The sequence below is a fragment of the Xanthobacter dioxanivorans genome (assembly GCF_016807805.1).
GTDB lineage: Bacteria > Pseudomonadota > Alphaproteobacteria > Rhizobiales > Xanthobacteraceae > Xanthobacter > Xanthobacter dioxanivorans.
In genome coordinates this window covers 1618927-1634185 of sequence record NZ_CP063362.1, presented here as the reverse complement: position 1 = coordinate 1634185, position 15259 = coordinate 1618927, and the positions used below count along the sequence as shown (strand labels likewise).

General features: G+C 68.4%; 14 protein-coding genes. 7 read left to right on the top strand and 7 right to left on the bottom strand.

What is annotated here, in order from left to right; genetic code table 11:
• Nucleotides 1–68: 68 nt before the first annotated feature.
• Both mnmG and mnmE read right to left on the bottom strand, forming a co-directional pair.
• On the bottom strand, nt 69–1949 hold the full coding sequence (gene mnmG / locus EZH22_RS07755) for a tRNA uridine-5-carboxymethylaminomethyl(34) synthesis enzyme MnmG (protein ID WP_203196445.1): 1881 nt from the start codon (nt 1947–1949) through the stop codon (nt 69–71).
• 128 nt (nt 1950–2077) lie between these two features.
• Nucleotides 2078–3373: a tRNA uridine-5-carboxymethylaminomethyl(34) synthesis GTPase MnmE gene (gene mnmE, locus EZH22_RS07750; RefSeq protein WP_203195109.1), complete on the bottom strand. Its 1296-nt coding sequence runs from the start codon at nt 3371–3373 to the stop codon at nt 2078–2080.
• Nucleotides 3374–3504: 131 nt separating this feature from the next.
• Here mnmE and EZH22_RS07745 point away from each other — a divergent pair, with 131 nt between their 5' ends.
• On the top strand, nt 3505–5520 hold the full coding sequence (locus EZH22_RS07745; RefSeq protein WP_203195108.1) for a thioredoxin domain-containing protein: 2016 nt from the start codon (nt 3505–3507) through the stop codon (nt 5518–5520).
• Between the two features lie 190 nt (nt 5521–5710).
• Here EZH22_RS07745 and dnaQ read toward each other — a convergent pair whose 3' ends face one another.
• The 5 genes from dnaQ to EZH22_RS07720 are packed head-to-tail and all read right to left on the bottom strand — an operon-like array spanning nt 5711 to nt 9370.
• Nucleotides 5711–6433 carry a DNA polymerase III subunit epsilon gene (dnaQ, locus tag EZH22_RS07740; RefSeq protein WP_203195107.1) on the bottom strand — a complete coding sequence of 241 codons (723 nt, stop codon included), beginning with the start codon at nt 6431–6433 and terminating at the stop codon, nt 5711–5713.
• Between the two features lie 13 nt (nt 6434–6446).
• Entirely contained in the window at nt 6447–7049 is a 603-nt protein-coding gene (gene coaE, locus EZH22_RS07735) for a dephospho-CoA kinase (RefSeq protein ID WP_203195106.1), read from the bottom strand.
• A 6-nt stretch (nt 7050–7055) separates the two neighbouring features.
• A complete protein-coding gene (locus EZH22_RS07730; RefSeq protein WP_203195105.1) occupies nt 7056–7904 on the bottom strand; it encodes a shikimate dehydrogenase in 849 nt (282 codons plus the stop codon).
• Nucleotides 7901–8500 carry a Maf family protein gene (locus EZH22_RS07725; RefSeq protein ID WP_203195104.1) on the bottom strand — a complete coding sequence of 200 codons (600 nt, stop codon included), beginning with the start codon at nt 8498–8500 and terminating at the stop codon, nt 7901–7903. The genes EZH22_RS07730 and EZH22_RS07725 overlap by 4 nt, the downstream gene beginning before the upstream one ends.
• Nucleotides 8501–8515: 15 nt before the next feature.
• On the bottom strand, nt 8516–9370 hold the full coding sequence (locus EZH22_RS07720) for a pyruvate, water dikinase regulatory protein (protein WP_231711365.1): 855 nt from the start codon (nt 9368–9370) through the stop codon (nt 8516–8518).
• Between the two features lie 337 nt (nt 9371–9707).
• Here EZH22_RS07720 and hemE point away from each other — a divergent pair, with 337 nt between their 5' ends.
• From hemE to rimI, 6 genes are all read left to right on the top strand, one after another.
• A complete protein-coding gene (hemE, locus tag EZH22_RS07715; RefSeq protein WP_203195102.1) occupies nt 9708–10754 on the top strand; it encodes a uroporphyrinogen decarboxylase in 1047 nt (348 codons plus the stop codon).
• Between the two features lie 23 nt (nt 10755–10777).
• On the top strand, nt 10778–11212 hold the full coding sequence (gene hemJ, locus EZH22_RS07710) for a protoporphyrinogen oxidase HemJ (protein WP_203195101.1): 435 nt from the start codon (nt 10778–10780) through the stop codon (nt 11210–11212).
• Between the two features lie 250 nt (nt 11213–11462).
• A complete protein-coding gene (gene rho / locus EZH22_RS07705) occupies nt 11463–12731 on the top strand; it encodes a transcription termination factor Rho (RefSeq protein ID WP_203195100.1) in 1269 nt (422 codons plus the stop codon).
• A 592-nt stretch (nt 12732–13323) separates the two neighbouring features.
• Nucleotides 13324–13884: a NifU family protein gene (locus EZH22_RS07700; RefSeq protein ID WP_203195099.1), complete on the top strand. Its 561-nt coding sequence runs from the start codon at nt 13324–13326 to the stop codon at nt 13882–13884.
• A gap of 101 nt (nt 13885–13985) precedes the next feature.
• Nucleotides 13986–14669 (top strand): tRNA (adenosine(37)-N6)-threonylcarbamoyltransferase complex dimerization subunit type 1 TsaB, encoded by a 684-nt coding sequence (gene tsaB, locus EZH22_RS07695; protein ID WP_203195098.1) that lies wholly within the window; start codon nt 13986–13988, stop codon nt 14667–14669.
• A 10-nt stretch (nt 14670–14679) separates the two neighbouring features.
• On the top strand, nt 14680–15156 hold the full coding sequence (gene rimI / locus EZH22_RS07690) for a ribosomal protein S18-alanine N-acetyltransferase (protein ID WP_231711364.1): 477 nt from the start codon (nt 14680–14682) through the stop codon (nt 15154–15156).
• The last annotated feature ends 103 nt before the right edge of the window (nt 15157–15259 follow it).

The window sequence follows — 15259 nt, the reverse complement described above, 5'->3', positions numbered from 1 at the left end:
CCGGCCCCACATTGCGACGACGCGCGCCATCCCCGTCTTCCACAAGCCGGCCGTCCGGATACCCCGCCTCACCGCGCCAAACCCGCCCGCCGCGCGTGGGTGGCGATGAGGGCGAGGGCGGCGGGCGTCATGCCCTCCATGCGCCCCGCCTGTCCCACCGTGCGCGGACGCACCCGGGCGAGCTTCTGCTTCAGCTCGTTGGAAAGCCCCGGCAGGTCGGCATAGGCAAGATCCTCCGACAGGGCGAGCTGCTCGTCCCGCCGCAGCATGTGGATGTCGGCCGCCTGCCGCTCCAGATAGACCGCATACTTGGCATCGATCTCCACCTGGTCCGCCACGTCCGCCGGCAAAGCCGACAGCTCCGGCCAGATGGCGCAGAGCCGGGCCATGTCGATGTCGGGATAGGCGAGAAGGTCGAAGGCGCTGCGACGCTGGCCATCAAGGTTCAGCGAAAGGCCGTGCCGCGCCCCTTCGGTGGGGGTGAGGCTGAGCCGGCGCGCGAGCGTCCGCGCCTCCTCCAGCAGCCCGGCCCGACGGGCGAAATGGGCGGAGCGCTGCCGCCCCACCAGGCCCAGCGCCTCTCCGTGCGCGGTGAGGCGCTGGTCGGCATTGTCGGCACGCAGCGTCAGGCGGTATTCGGCGCGCGAGGTGAACATGCGATAGGGCTCGCTCACCCCGCGGGTGACGAGGTCGTCCACCATCACGCCGAGATAGGCCTGCGCCCGGTCGAAGACGATGCCCTCCACCCCGTCCGCCCTGCGGGCCGCATTGAGCCCGGCGAGGAGGCCCTGCGCCGCCGCCTCCTCATAGCCGGTGGTGCCGTTGATCTGGCCGGCGAGGAAAAGCCCCTTCACCCGCTTCGCCTCCAGCGTCGGGGCCAGCTCGCGCGGGTCCACATGGTCGTACTCGATGGCGTAGCCGGGCCGCAGCACCGCCACCTTCTCCAGCCCCGGAATGGTTCGCAGGAAGGCGGTCTGCACCTCCTCGGGCAGGGAGGTGGACAGGCCGTTGGGATAGACGGTGGGATCGTCCAGCCCCTCCGGCTCCAGGAAGATCTGGTGGCCGTCACGGTCGCCGAAGCGGACGATCTTGTCCTCGATGGATGGACAGTAGCGCGGCCCGGTGCTCTCGATGCGGCCGGAATACATGGCCGAGCGGGAAAGGTTGGCGCGGATGAGGTCGTGCGTCGCGCCCGTGGTGCGGGTGATGCCGCATTCCACCTGCGGGTTGGGCAAATGGGTGGTCAGCGCCGAGAAGGCTTCCGGCGGATTGTCGCCGGCCTGCATCTCCAGGCTCGCCCAGTCGATGGTGCGACCGTCGAGACGCGCCGGCGTTCCGGTCTTGAGCCGGCCGAGGGCGAAGCCCAGCCGGGCAAGGGCAGGGGAGAGGCCGAGCGCCGGCTTCTCGCCCATGCGCCCGGCGGGACAGCTCACCTCGCCCATGTGGATCAGGCCATTGAGGAATGTGCCGGTGGTGAGCACCACCGCGCCGCAGGTCAGCGTGCGCCCGTCCGCCAGCCGGATGCCGGAGATACGGCTGCCGTCGGCGAGGAGGTCCTCCGCCTCGCCCTCCACCAGCGTCAGTCCCGGCTGGTCGGCGAGGGCCTCCTGCATGGCGCGGGCGTAGAGCTTGCGGTCGGCCTGGGCCCGAGGCCCCCGCACGGCCGGGCCCTTGCGGCGGTTGAGCACGCGAAACTGGATGCCGCCCTGGTCGGCCACCCGCCCCATGAGCCCGTCCAGCGCATCGATCTCGCGCACCAGATGACCCTTGCCGAGCCCGCCGATGGCGGGATTGCACGACATGGCGCCGATGGTGGCGCGGGAATGGGTGACGAGGGCCGCACGCGCGCCGATGCGCGCCGCCGCAGCCGCCGCCTCACACCCGGCATGGCCGCCGCCAACGACGATCACGTCGAATGCGGCGCGGGAAAAAGTGTCGGTCATCATCATCCAGGGCAGAAGGCGCGGCCCCGTGCCGCCCCTTCTGGAAACGCCCACTTTCCGGCGCCGTCAAGGCCGCAAGGCGCACGATGTTTCACGTGAAACAGTTTTGGAGGGAGCGCCCGGCGCGCACGCGCCTATTTACCGATGCAGAAGGTGCTGAACACCGCATCGAGCACCTGGTCCACGTCCACCCGGCCGATCGTCTGGTCGAGCGACCGCACCGCCAGGCGCACTTCTTCTGCGCGCAATTCCTCGCGCCCGCCGAAATCCCCCAGCGCCCGCTCCAGATGCGCCGTCGCAGACTCCAGGGCGAGCCGCTGGCGCTCCCGCGTCACCAGAGCGGGCTCGCCGCCGCCGATCTCGCCCGCACGTCGCTCCAGGTGCGAAACCAGCCCCTCGATCCCCGCCCCCGTGGCGGCGGAGATGCCGAGCCAGTCCGCCGGACATGCGCCACCCTGGTCGGTCTTGGTGCGCACCTTGATGGCATTGGAAAAGACCGCGGGCGGGGGTGCCGCGTCCTCCGACAGCCAAAGCACGAGGTCCGCCCCTTCCGCCCGCGCCCGCGCCCGCCGGACCCCTTCCGCTTCCACCATGTCCGTTGTCTCCCGCAGGCCGGCGGTGTCGAGCAGGGTCACCGCCTGTCCGGCCAGTTCCAGATGCACCTCCAGCACATCCCGCGTGGTGCCGGGGAGGGGGGAGACGATGGCTGCCTCCCGCCCGGCGAGGCGGTTCAGCAGCGTGGACTTGCCGGCATTCGGCGGGCCGGCGATGGCCACCACGAGGCCGTCGCGCACCCGCTCGCCCCGCGCCGCATCGGCAAGGGCGGACAGGAGATCCGACCGAAGGCCGCCGATCACCCCGGCCGCCTGGGCGGCCAGGTCCCCCGGCACGTCGCCCTCGTCGGAAAAATCGATGGTGGCTTCCAGCAACGCCAGTGCTCCGATCAGCCCCTCGCGCCACCCTTCCACCCGCCGGGAGAGCGCGCCGGACGCGATCGCGAGGGCCTGGCGCCGCTGCGCCTCGCTCTCCGCCGCCACCAGATCCGCAAGGCCCTCCACCTCGGCGAGGTCGAGCTTGCCATGGGCGTGGGCGCGGCGGGTGAACGCCCCGGCCTCCGCCGGCTTCAGGCCCGGCAGGCCGGACAGCGCACGCAGAACCGCCGTCACCACGGCCCGGCCGCCATGCAGATGCAGCTCCACCACGTCCTCCCCGGTGGCGCTGGCCGGGCCGGGAAAGAACAGCAGCAGCCCGCGGTCCAGCACCTCCCCGCTCGCCGGATCCATCAGGGCGCCGTAGCGGGCGAGCCGCGGCGGCGGCAGGACGCCGGCGAGTGCAAGACCCGCCGCCTGTGCCCGCGGACCGGAAATACGCACCACCGCGACACCCGCCGGCGGGCGTCCCGAGGACAGGGCGAAGATGGTGTCGGACATCGCACGCACCTCATTGGCTGCAGATTTGCACGGGGCGGCCCGATGGCGGACCATGTGCCGTCTCTTGATTGAACCTTTAGTCGCGAACCCGATTGCCATCAAAGCCGGGAATGCCCGAGGGATTTTGAGCCATGAGCGAAAACCGCCTGTCGCGGGAGACGAGCCCCTACCTTCTCCAGCACAAGGACAATCCGGTCCACTGGTGGGCCTTCGGCCCGGACGCCTTCGCCGAAGCCAGGGCCACGGGCAAGCCCATATTGCTCTCCGTCGGCTATGCCGCCTGCCACTGGTGCCACGTGATGGCGCACGAGAGCTTCGAGGATCCGCAGGTGGCGGGGCTGATGAACGCCCTGTTCGTGAATATCAAGGTGGACCGCGAGGAGCGGCCGGACGTGGACCAGATCTACATGGCCGCGCTCCAGCAGCTGGGCCAGAGCGGCGGCTGGCCGCTCACCATGTTCCTGGATCCGCAGGGCCGGCCCTTCTGGGGCGGCACCTATTTCCCGCCGGTGACGAGCTATGGCCGGCCGGCATTCAGCGAGGTGCTGCAGCAGGTCTCCACGGTCTTCACCGAGAACCCCGACAAGGTGGAGAAGAACGCCAATACCATCCTGACCCGCCTCAAGAAGGCGGCCGAGCCCGTGGCCGGCGTCGCCATCGGGCAGGAGGACCTCGACGGGGCGGCGGCGCGCACCGCGGAGCTTTTCGATCCGGTGCATGGCGGGCTGAAGGGCGCGCCGAAGTTTCCCCAGTCCGGCCTCATGGAGCTGCTCTGGCGGGTCGGCACCCGGCGCCGGGACGACAAGCTGAAGGCCATGGTCGCCCTCACCCTCAACCGCATGAGCGAGGGCGGCATCTACGATCATCTCGGCGGCGGTTTCGCCCGCTATTCTGTGGACGAGATCTGGTTCGTCCCGCATTTCGAGAAAATGCTCTACGACAATGCCCAGCTCCTCGATCTGCTGGCCTTGGCCCATCGTGACACCGGTGACGGGCTGTTCCTGCGCCGGGCGCGGGAGATCGTCGGCTGGCTCGAGCGGGAGATGCTGACGCCCGAAGGCGCCTTCGCCGCCAGCCTCGATGCGGACAGCGAGGGTCATGAGGGCCGCTTCTATGTGTGGACCGCGCGAGAGATCGAGGCCGTCCTCGGCGCCGAGGATGCGGCCTTCTTCAACCGCTTCTACGACGTGACCCCCGCCGGCAATTGGGAGGCGGGCAACATCCTCAACCGCACCGACGCCGGCTTCGTTAGCGCCGAGGCCGAAGCGCGCCTTGAGCCGCTGCGGGAAAAGCTGCTGGCCGCGCGGGAGCACCGCGTGCGCCCCGGCCGCGACGACAAGGTACTGGCCGACTGGAACGGCCTGATGATCGCCGCTTTGGCCCGGACCGGCGCCTTCCTCGGCGAGGCCGCCTGGGTCGCGCTGGCGCAGCGGGCGTTCGACACCGTGTGCGCTCGGATGATCACGGGCGGGCGCCTCGCCCATTCCTGGTGCGGCGACAAGCTGGTGGCTCCCGGCCTTGCCTCGGACCTCGCCGCCATGGCGCGCGCCGGCCTCGCCCTGCACGAGGCAACGGGGGCAGGGGAGGGCCTGGAGCGGGCCGCCGGCTTCCTGGAGGCGCTGGAGGCGCACCATCTCGACCCGGCGACGGGCACCTATTTCCTCACCGCGGATGATGCCGACAGCCTCGTCGTGCGCCCCCGCATCACCCATGACGAGGCGGTTCCCAACTCCAGCGCGGTCGCGGCGGAGGCCCTGGTCCGCCTCTCGGCCCTCACCGGCAACGATGCCCTGCGGGCCCGGGCCGACCGGATCCTCTCCGGGCTGTCGGGGCCGGCAGCGAAGAATGCGCTCGCGCACGGAGCTGCGCTGAACGCCATCGACACCCGCCTCAACCTCGCGCAGATCGTCGTCGTGGGGGCGAGGAGCGGGGCGCTTGCAACCGCCGCGCTTGAGGTGCCGTTCCCACTCAGGGTCCTTGTCCGCGCGGATGAGGGCTCTTCCGCTCTCGCCGGCAGCGTCATGGCGGCGCGGATCGCGTCGGCGCCGGCAGAGGGTGCGGCTTTCGTCTGCATCGGCGAACGCTGCTCGCTCCCGGTGACCGATCCGGGGCGCCTTCCGAAGGCCGTGGCGGAAATGCTGGCCTGAGACCTCTTTAAATCCGCCAGGCTGGGGCGACACCCTCTAAAATCGCATCCGGAAGCCAGGGACAGGCTCGCGGTAGAGGATGAGGAATGGATCGGAGAGGCGGGCGTTTCTCCGCCTGCGGCCTTCCTATTCGATCAACCTTTGATTGATCTGTGGTTGTAAATCGACCGGAAGCTGCTCCGACGCCGTGTCAGCTTCCGGTCTTCTCCACCGGCGGCGCATCCGCATATTTCAGCCAGACGGCCTTCTCTCCCAAGCTCGCCACGAACACCGCATGCGCCTGCGCCTCCGCATCGGTGAGGCGGGGGGCGAGCGGCTCGGGCCGAACATGGGCGGCGCGCGCCTCCACCACCAGGCGCGGGGCTTCGCTCGCCTCCTCGGTCAGGCCGATGAGACTCGCCTGCTTGCCGCCGAGCAGCTCGCCATAGACTTCCGCCAACAGCTCCGCATCGAGCAGCGCGCCGTGCTTCACCCGGCGGGAGCTGTCGATGCCGTAGCGCCGCATCAGATCGTCGAGGCGGTTGCCGCCACCGGGATGCTTGCGCCGCGCCAGGGCCAGCGTGTCCACCACCCGGTCGCGGGCGATGGTGGACCGGCCGGAACGCTCCAGCTCGGCATTGAGGAAGCCGATGTCGAACGCGGCATTGTGGATGACCAAGGTATCTTCGGCGATGAAATTCAGGAATTCATCGGCAACTTCTTCGAATTTCTTCTTGTCCGACAAGAATTCGGCGGAGAGGCCATGGACGTTGAACGCCTCCACCGGCATGTCCCGCTCAGGATTGATATAGACGTGGAACACCGTCCCGGTGAGGATGCGGTTGACCATCTCCACGCAGCCGATCTCCACGAGCCGGTCGCCACCATAGGCCTCGAGGCCCGTCGTCTCGGTATCGAGCACGATCTCGCGCATGGATTCCCTATCCTTACTCCGGCCGCCGCCGGCCCGGTCCGGCCAGCGCCCGCACGATCCCCGCCACCTGATGCTCGGCCGAAGCGTAGCCACGCCCGGTGTCGATGACGAAATGCGCCCGCCGGCGCTTCTCCGCATCGGGCATCTGCTTGGCGAGGATGGCCTCGAATTTGTCGTCCGTCATGCCCGGCCGGTCGAGAACACGGGCGCGCTGCACAGCTTTCGGCGCGCTGACCACGGCGATCGCATCGGCGCGCCCGGCACCTCCCGTTTCGAACAGGAGCGGGATGTCGAGCACCACCAGACGAGCCCCCGCCGCGCGGGCGCTGGCGAGGAAGGATTCCTCCTCGGCCCGCACCAGGGGATGCACGATGGCCTCCAGCCGCCGCATCGCCTCGCCGTCGCCGAGCACCCGGGCGCCAAGCGCCGCCCGGTCGACGGCGCCATCCCGCGCCACCCCCGGAAAGGCCGCCTCCACCGGCCCCACCGCCGCCCCGCGATAGAGCCCGTGTACCGACGCGTCGGCATCGTGCACCGGCACCCCATGGGCGCGGAACAGGCGTGCCGTCGCCGATTTCCCCATGCCGATGGAGCCGGTGAGGCCGAGGATCCACATGTCTGCTCAGGCCTCCAGCTGGCCCTTGGCCTTCAGGTCGGCGACGAGAAGAGCGCGCAGTTCCGGCGTGACCTCCGGCCGCACGCCGAACCAGCGCTCGAAGCCGGGCACGCCCTGATGCAGCAGCATGCCGAGCCCGTCCACGGTGCGGAAGCCTTGCCCGGCGGCCATCTTCAGCAGCGGCGTCACCAGCGGCACGTAGACGATGTCGCTCACCACCGCCTCGGGCCGCAGCCCCGACAGGTCAAGCAGGAGCGGGGCCGCCCCCTTCATGCCCAGCGACGTGCAGTTCACCAGGACGTCCGCATCCCGCATCACGTCCCCTATGCGCTCAAGGGCCAGGGGACGCACAACCGGGCCAAACATGGCCGCGATCGCCTCCGCCCGCTCCAGCGTGCGATTGGCGAGCGCCACCCGCTCGAATCCGCGTGCCACCAGCGCATGCACGATGGCCCGCGAGGCCCCGCCCGCGCCGAGGACCAGCGCGGTCTTGCGCTCCCCGTCCCAGCCCAGCGCCCCCGCATCGAGATTGGCGATGAAGCCGTAACCGTCGGTGCTGGCGCCGCAGAGCCTGCCGTCCTCGAGCCACAGGGTGTTCGCCGCGCCCAGCGTCGCCGCGCTCTCCTCCGCCTCGTCGAGGACCGAGAAGGCGATCTCCTTGTTCGGCGCGGTCACGTTGCAGCCGACATAGCCCCGCGTGGCGAGGCTGCGATAAAAGTCCACGGCCTCCGACGGTGGTACTTCCTCACGGCCATAGGCGCCGTCGATGCCGTATTTCCGAAGCCAGTAGCCATGCAGAAGGGGCGAGCGGGAATAGCTGACCGGCTGGCCGGTGACACAGACACGCACGCTCACGGCAGAAGCCCCTGCTCGCGGAAGAAGGGCAGGAGCTGCAGCAGGGGCAGGCCGAGAATGGTGAAGTGGTCGCCATCCACGCGCGTGAACAGGTGCACGCCCACCGATTCAAGCTGGTAGGCACCCACCGAGGTGAGCACCCGCGCGCCCGCCGCCACGAGGTAGTTGCTGAGCGCTTCTTCCGACAAGGGCCGCATGGTGAGGAAGGCACTCACCACCGTCTCGAACATCACCGTGCCATCCAACGCCACGGCCACCGCCGAATGCAGAGCATGGGTGTGGCCGGCGAGCTCCATCAGCTGGATCCGCGCCGCTTCGATGGTGGCCGGCTTGTGATAGATCTTCGGCCCGAGGGCCAGGGTCTGGTCCGCGCCCAGCACCATGCGCCCCGGCGCCGCCGTCGCGCCCGAAAGCGCTTTCGCCCGGGCCAGAAGGAGGGCGATGCGGGCGGGGTCCAAATCGCCGGCCTCCGCCTGAAGGGCGCGCTCGTCCACATCGGCGGCCACCGTCTCCACGGGCACGCCCGCATGCACGAGAAGGCTCAACCGCGTTGCGCTCTTGGACGCGAGCACCAGCGGCTGTTCACCACGCCACACGATCGTCCCTCCCCCTCATGTTTCGGCAATCTCGCGCCGGCGGCGCTCGCTGTAGAGCGTATAGATGTTGGCCGCCGTCTCCTCGATGGACCGGCGGGTCACATCAATGAGCGGCCAGCCGTTGCGCGCGCACAGGCGCCGCGAAAAGGCGATTTCGTCGCTCACCGCCTCGCGGTCCGTATAGGAACTTCCCGCCTCCCCCGCATTGAGGCTGAGCAGGCGGTTCTGCCGGATCTCGACGATCCGCTCCGGGCTCGCCACCAGGCCGACCACAAGCGGCTTCTTCAGCTTCTCGATGTTGGGCGGCAGCGGCACGTTGGGGACCAGCGGGATGTTCGCGGTCTTGATGCCCCGGTTGGCAAGATAGATGGAGGTAGGCGTTTTGGAGGTGCGCGATACGCCGAGCAGCACCACGTCCGCCGCCTCCAGGTCCTCGGTCATATGGCCGTCGTCGTGCATGACGGTGAAATTGAGCGCATCGATGCGCTTGAAATAGCTCGCGTCGAGGGAATGCTGGCCGCCCACGCGCGGGGTCGGCTCGCCGCCCAGATAGGACTGGAACAGCCGCACCACTGGCGCCATCACCGACAGATGCGGGACACCCAGCTCCTCGCAGCGCTGCCGGAGCCGGCTGCGGATGTCGTTGTCCACCAGGGTGAAAAGCACGATGCCGGGATTGTTCTCGACCTCGTTCAGCACCCGCTCCAGCTGCTTCATGGAGCGCACCAGCGGGTAGACGTGCTCGATGGGCAACACGTTCACGTACTGGGCGCACGCCGCCCGCCCCACATTGATGAGGGTTTCGCCCGTGGCATCGGAGACGAGATGGAGGTGGAAGTAGCTTTCGGCGGGCGACTTCGAAGGTGACACGGTTATCCACCGCTCCTGTGGAACACTGTTGAAGAAGGCACGCTCATGAACGCCGCGCAAGGGTGGCCTTTGGATAACCCCGAATCCCGTCCACATGCACACCCCACGGGACAGATTCCAGCACCCCCCTGTGCGTCCATGTGGACGACGTTTCGACCCTCCCCCCTTAATCCTTTGTTAACCGGCCTTTCGCCGGCTTCGCACCTGCGGCAAGTGCGCCTTTGTCAGCGGGTCGAATTGTGGATCGGTTGTCGAGAGCCGGGCGAATGGTTAATCAACCGTTAAGACAACAAAGACTCCTCTCTTAAATATATATCTCTTTGATTGAAGGGACGGGATGAACCGCTCTCGCACCACGCCGTCGCCGTTCCTCACCGTGCTCGACGGCACTCCGCTCGATCCACCGCCATTCTGGATGATGCGGCAGGCAGGCCGGTATCTGCCCGAGTACCGGGAGATCCGGGCAAAGGCCGGCGATTTCCTCACGTTGTGCTACACGCCGAAGCTCGCCGCCGAGGTGACGCTCCAGCCCATCCGCCGCTACGGTTTCGACGCCGCCATCATTTTCTCCGACATCCTGGTGGTGCCCCACGCCCTCGGCGTGGACCTGAGCTTCGAGGCCGGCGAGGGTCCACGCCTGTCTCCCGTCGCCGACGCCTCAAGCCTCGCCGAGCTGCGGGCGGAGCTCGACCCGGCGAAGACAGGCCCCGTCTATGAGGCCCTGTCGCTGGTGCGGGCGCAGCTGCCGGCGGACGTGGCGCTCATCGGCTTCTGCGGCGCGCCGTGGACGGTGGCCACCTACATGGTGGCCGGCCACGGCACCGACGACCAGGCGCCCGCCCGCCTCCTCGCCTTGCGCGATCCGGTCCTGTTCCAGAGCCTCATCGACCGGCTGGTGGAGGCGTCGATCATCCACCTCGCCGGCCAGGTGGCGGCGGGGGCGGATGTGGTGCAGATCTTCGACACCTGGTCCGGCGTGCTCGACCCGGCGTCCTTCCAGCGCTGGTGTGCCGAGCCCCTGCGCCGCATCGTCGCGGGACTGAAGGCGCTGCACCCCCACGTGCATGTCATCGCCTTTCCGAAGGGGGCGACGCTGGAAGCGCTGGAGCGCCTGAAGGACACCGGCATCGCCGCCATCGGCCTCGACTGGGCGGCGGATCGCGGCGCTGCGCGGGCCCGGCTGTCCGACCGGCTGGTGCTCCAGGGCAACCTGGATCCCCTGCGGCTGATCGCCGGTGGTTCTGCTCTGGAGGAGGAGGTGGCGCGCATCCGCGCCGACTTCGCCGGTGCCCGCCACATTTTCAATCTGGGGCACGGCATCCGCCCCGAGACGCCGCTCGCCCATGTGGAAAAGCTGGTGGAAGCGGTTCGCCGCGCGCTTTGACCCGACCTTGGAAGCGGATCGCTATGGCTCACGATTTATATAGCTGGATCAAAGCGCTGCACGTGATCGCCGTGATCTCCTGGATGGCGGCCCTGCTCTATTTGCCGCGGCTGATGGTCTATCATTGCGCGGCCGAGGCCGGTTCGGTGCAGTCGGAGACGTTCAAGGTCATGGAACGCCGGCTGCTCAAGGCCATCGCCAATCCGGCGATGATCGCGACCTGGCTCGCCGGCCTCTATCTCGCTTTTGCCGGCGGCTGGTTCGTGGCCGGCTGGTTCCACGGCAAGCTGCTGCTGGTGCTGGCGCTTTCCGCCGCTCACGGCTTTCAGAGCCGATGGGTGCGCGCCTTCGCACAGGATCGCAACACCCGCCCCGCCCGCTTCTTCCGCATGGTCAACGAGGTGCCGACCGTGCTGATGATCGGCATCGTCATCCTGGTTGTGGTCAAACCGTTTTGATTTCACTTCGCCTCAAGGAGGGCTTGCGCAGCACCGCCGGGGTGCCTATCCTCCTGTCGCTTTCCTAAACGCAGGCAAATGCGCTTCCTGTACTTCGGGTCCGTTATTGGTCCGGCGGGAGCGCCAGGCGGCAGCTGCGTGCCCCGGCTTCTCCTGAAGACCTGCGATCCCCGTACCCCTCCCCTCCGCCTGGTAGCGATCCCACAGCGATCCGCACCGGCATACTCAAGACCCATCGAGGCTTTCCCTTATGCGGGAAGTGAAACTTCAAGACCTTAAGTCCAAGACGCCCGTCGAGCTCCTCGCCTTCGCCGAGGAGAACGAGGTGGAAAACGCCAGCACCCTGCGCAAGCAGGAGCTCATGTTCGCCATTCTCAAGCAGCTGGCAGCCACGGAAACCGAAATCATCGGCGAAGGCGTGGTCGAGGTGCTGCAGGACGGATTCGGCTTCCTGCGCTCGCCGGAAGCCAATTATCTGCCCGGTCCCGACGATATTTACGTCTCTCCCTCGCAGATCCGCCGCTTCGGCCTGCGGACCGGCGACACGGTGGAGGGACAGATCCGCTCGCCGAAGGAAGGCGAGCGCTATTTCGCCCTTCTCAAGGTCAACACGATCAATTTCGAAGACCCCGAGAAGACCAAGCACAAGATCAACTTCGACAACCTCACGCCCCTCTACCCCGACGAGCGGCTCAAGCTCGAGCACGAGGAGACCCAGGGCAAGAAGGACTTTTCGGCGCGAATCATCGACATCGTCGCGCCCATCGGCAAGGGCCAGCGCGGGCTGATCGTCGCGCCGCCGCGCACCGGCAAGACGGTGCTGCTGCAGAACATTGCGAAATCCATCACCGCCAACCATCCGGAATGCTTCCTCATCGTGCTGCTCATCGACGAGCGGCCGGAAGAGGTTACCGACATGCAGCGCTCGGTGAAGGGCGAGGTGGTCTCTTCCACCTTCGACGAGCCGGCCTCGCGCCATGTCCAGGTCGCCGAGATGGTGATCGAGAAGGCCAAGCGCCTTGTGGAGCATGGGCGCGACGTGGTGATTCTCCTGGATTCTATCACCCGCCTCGGCCGCGCCTACAACACGGTGGTGCCGTCCTCCGGCAAGGTGCTGACCGGCGGCGTCGACGCCAACGCCCTCCAGCGGCCGAAGCGCTTCTTCGGCGCGGCGCGCAACATCGAGGAAGGCGGCTCGCTGACCATCATCGCCACGGCGCTCATCGACACCGGCTCGCGCATGGACGAGGTGATCTTCGAGGAGTTCAAGGGCACCGGCAATTCGGAAATCATCCTCGACCGCAAGGTCTCCGACAAGCGGGTGTTCCCGGCCCTCGACATCACCCGCTCCGGCACCCGCAAGGAAGAGCTCCTGGTTCCCGCGGACACGCTCAAGAAGATGTATGTTCTGCGCCGCATCCTCAATCCCATGGGCACGGTGGACGCCATCGAGTTCCTGCTGGACAAGCTGCGGCAGACGAAGACCAACGGCGATTTCTTCGATTCCATGAACACCTGAGGGTGGCCGCCGGTGGCCCGCCGCGGCCGCCCGTCCATCTGCCCAACCTCATGCCCCGGCTCCGCCGGGGCATTTGCTTTTGTGCCGCCTGTGGGCGGGCAACCGTCCGCGTGCCTTGGGACCACGCGCCGGGCACCGGCCGTGATCCTGGCCATCCGGAGCTGCAGACGCATCGGTCGGGACCTGCCAGGAACGCGGGACCTGCCGAAAACGAACCTGCCGGGAACGAAGGGGCAACCGGCGGATGCGACCGATTCGCCCTCTTTTCGTTCCGCCGCTGTTCTCCGTGCCGCGGCCGGGGCGTCCCGGATCGGCACACCGCCAGCCCATTGCGCGCGCCGTGCGGGTGCTGGCTGCCGGCCAGCGGCGCAGGCCCTTCGCCCGGTCCCTGCCGGGAGGGACGGAACAGACGGGCAACATCCGGGCGGCAGCGATTCGGCCGCCTTTCGTTCAGGCGGCGTTCCGGCTCGCCCGGCGCAGCGTGTCAATTCGGGACATTACCGGGGCCGGCCTTTCCGTTTGGCGACGGAGCCCCTATCTTCAAGACAAATGCGCGGGCCATGTTCCGCACCGTTCTTTTGAGGATTGGGCCATGTTCATTCAGACGGAAACCACGCCGAACCCCGCAACGCTCAAGTTCCTGCCTGGCCGTTCGGTCCTGGGAGACGGCACCCTTGATCTGCGCTCGGCCGAGGACGCGGACCTGTCGCCCCTCGCCCAGCGCCTGTTCGACGTGCGCGGCGTCTCCGCGGTGTTCCTGGGCTCCGATTTCGTCACCGTCACCAAGGCGGAGGCCGAATGGCCGCAGATCAAGCCGGCCATTCTCGGCGCCATCATGGAGCACTTCATGTCCGGTGCTCCGGTCCTGTCCGAGGGCGTGAAGCCGGATGCCCCGGATGCGGACGAGTTCTTCGAGGAGAAGGACGCGGAGGTCGTCGCCACCATCAAGGAGCTGCTCGACACCCGCGTGCGCCCGGCCGTGGCCAATGACGGTGGCGACATCACCTTCCGCGGCTTCAAGGAAGGCACCGTCTTCCTCAACATGAAGGGGTCCTGCTCCGGCTGCCCCTCCTCCACCGCGACGCTGAAGAACGGCATCGAGAACCTGCTCCGCCACTTCGTTCCCGAGGTCCTCGAGGTGCAGGCGGTATAAGAGAACGGTGCCATTAACCTTTCTCGAATGTGAGCGGGTCGGGTTGCTTCCCAACGTCCCGGTTTCGGTTGATCGTGGCGGCGATTGGGGCACCCGCGTTCATGTACGTTCTTGCCATAGACACGGCGCTCGGCGCCTGCTCCGCCGCGGTGCTCGACACCGAGGCGGATGCGATCGTTTCGGGTGATTCCCTGCTCATGGAGCGGGGTCACGCGGAAGCGCTGATCCCGCTCGTGGAGCAGGTAATGGCGGCGGCCGGGCTCGATTTCGAGCACCTGGCCCGCATCGCCGTGACCATCGGCCCCGGCAGCTTCACCGGCTTGCGCGTGGGGCTCTCCGCCGCCCGTGGCTTCGGCCTCACCGCCAACCGGCCGGTGGTGGGGGTCACCACCTTGGCTGCGCTCGCCGCACCCTACCTCGCCCAGGACGATGCCGTGCCCGTGGTCAGCGCCATCGACGCGCGGCATGGCCACGTCTATCTGCAGATGTTTGGCGTCGGCGCCCGCACCCTCATCGCCGCGCGGGTGACCAGCGTGCGCGAGGCGGCGCGCTCGGTGGCCATCGGCGCGGTGCGTCTGGTGGGGTCGGGAGCCCAGCTCGTCGCCGACGCGTGGCCGCCCTCCGAGCAGGAGCCGCTTTCGGTGGATGATGCAGCGGCCGCGGATGTGGCCTGGGTGGCCCGCCTCGGCGCGGTCGCGGATCCCGAGGCGGCGGAGCCGCGCCCGCTCTATCTGCGCGCGCCGGATGCCAAGCCCCAGGACAAGGCGCGCATCGCCCGCCGCTGATGTGCCCGCCATGATGCACCTCCTCGACCGTCTCTTTCCGCCACGACCGCCGCGCCTCAGGGAGGCCTGCGCCGACGACATCCCGCATCTTGCGGCGATTCACGCGCGCGCCTTTGCCCGTGGCTGGGGCGTCGATGAGTTCGAGCGCCTTCTGGCGGAGCGTGCCGTGAGGGCTCACGTCGCGTGTGGCGGCGGGCGCCGCGCGCCGGTCGGCTTCATCCTTTCCCATGTGGTGCCGCCGGAAGCCGAAGTGCTCACCGTGGCGGTGGTCACCGACCGGCGCCGGCGCGGCATCGGCCGGCTGCTGCTCTCCCACCACCTCGCCCGGCTCGCCAGCGAGGGCGTCACCACCTCGTTCCTCGAGGTGGAGGAAGCCAACGTCGCCGCCCTCGCCCTTTATCGCACCCTCGGCTACCGGGAGACCGGGCGGCGGCGCGGCTACTATGCGGGCGGCGCCGACGCGCTCATGCTGAGGCGCGATTTCTGAGACGGATGGCCCCCTTGCAGGGAAGGGACGGGAGGGCGATAAGGCAGCCAGTCCCCCCGCCGTCGTTCGGAGGTCGCGCTTGAGCGACAAGATCAGCGTCATC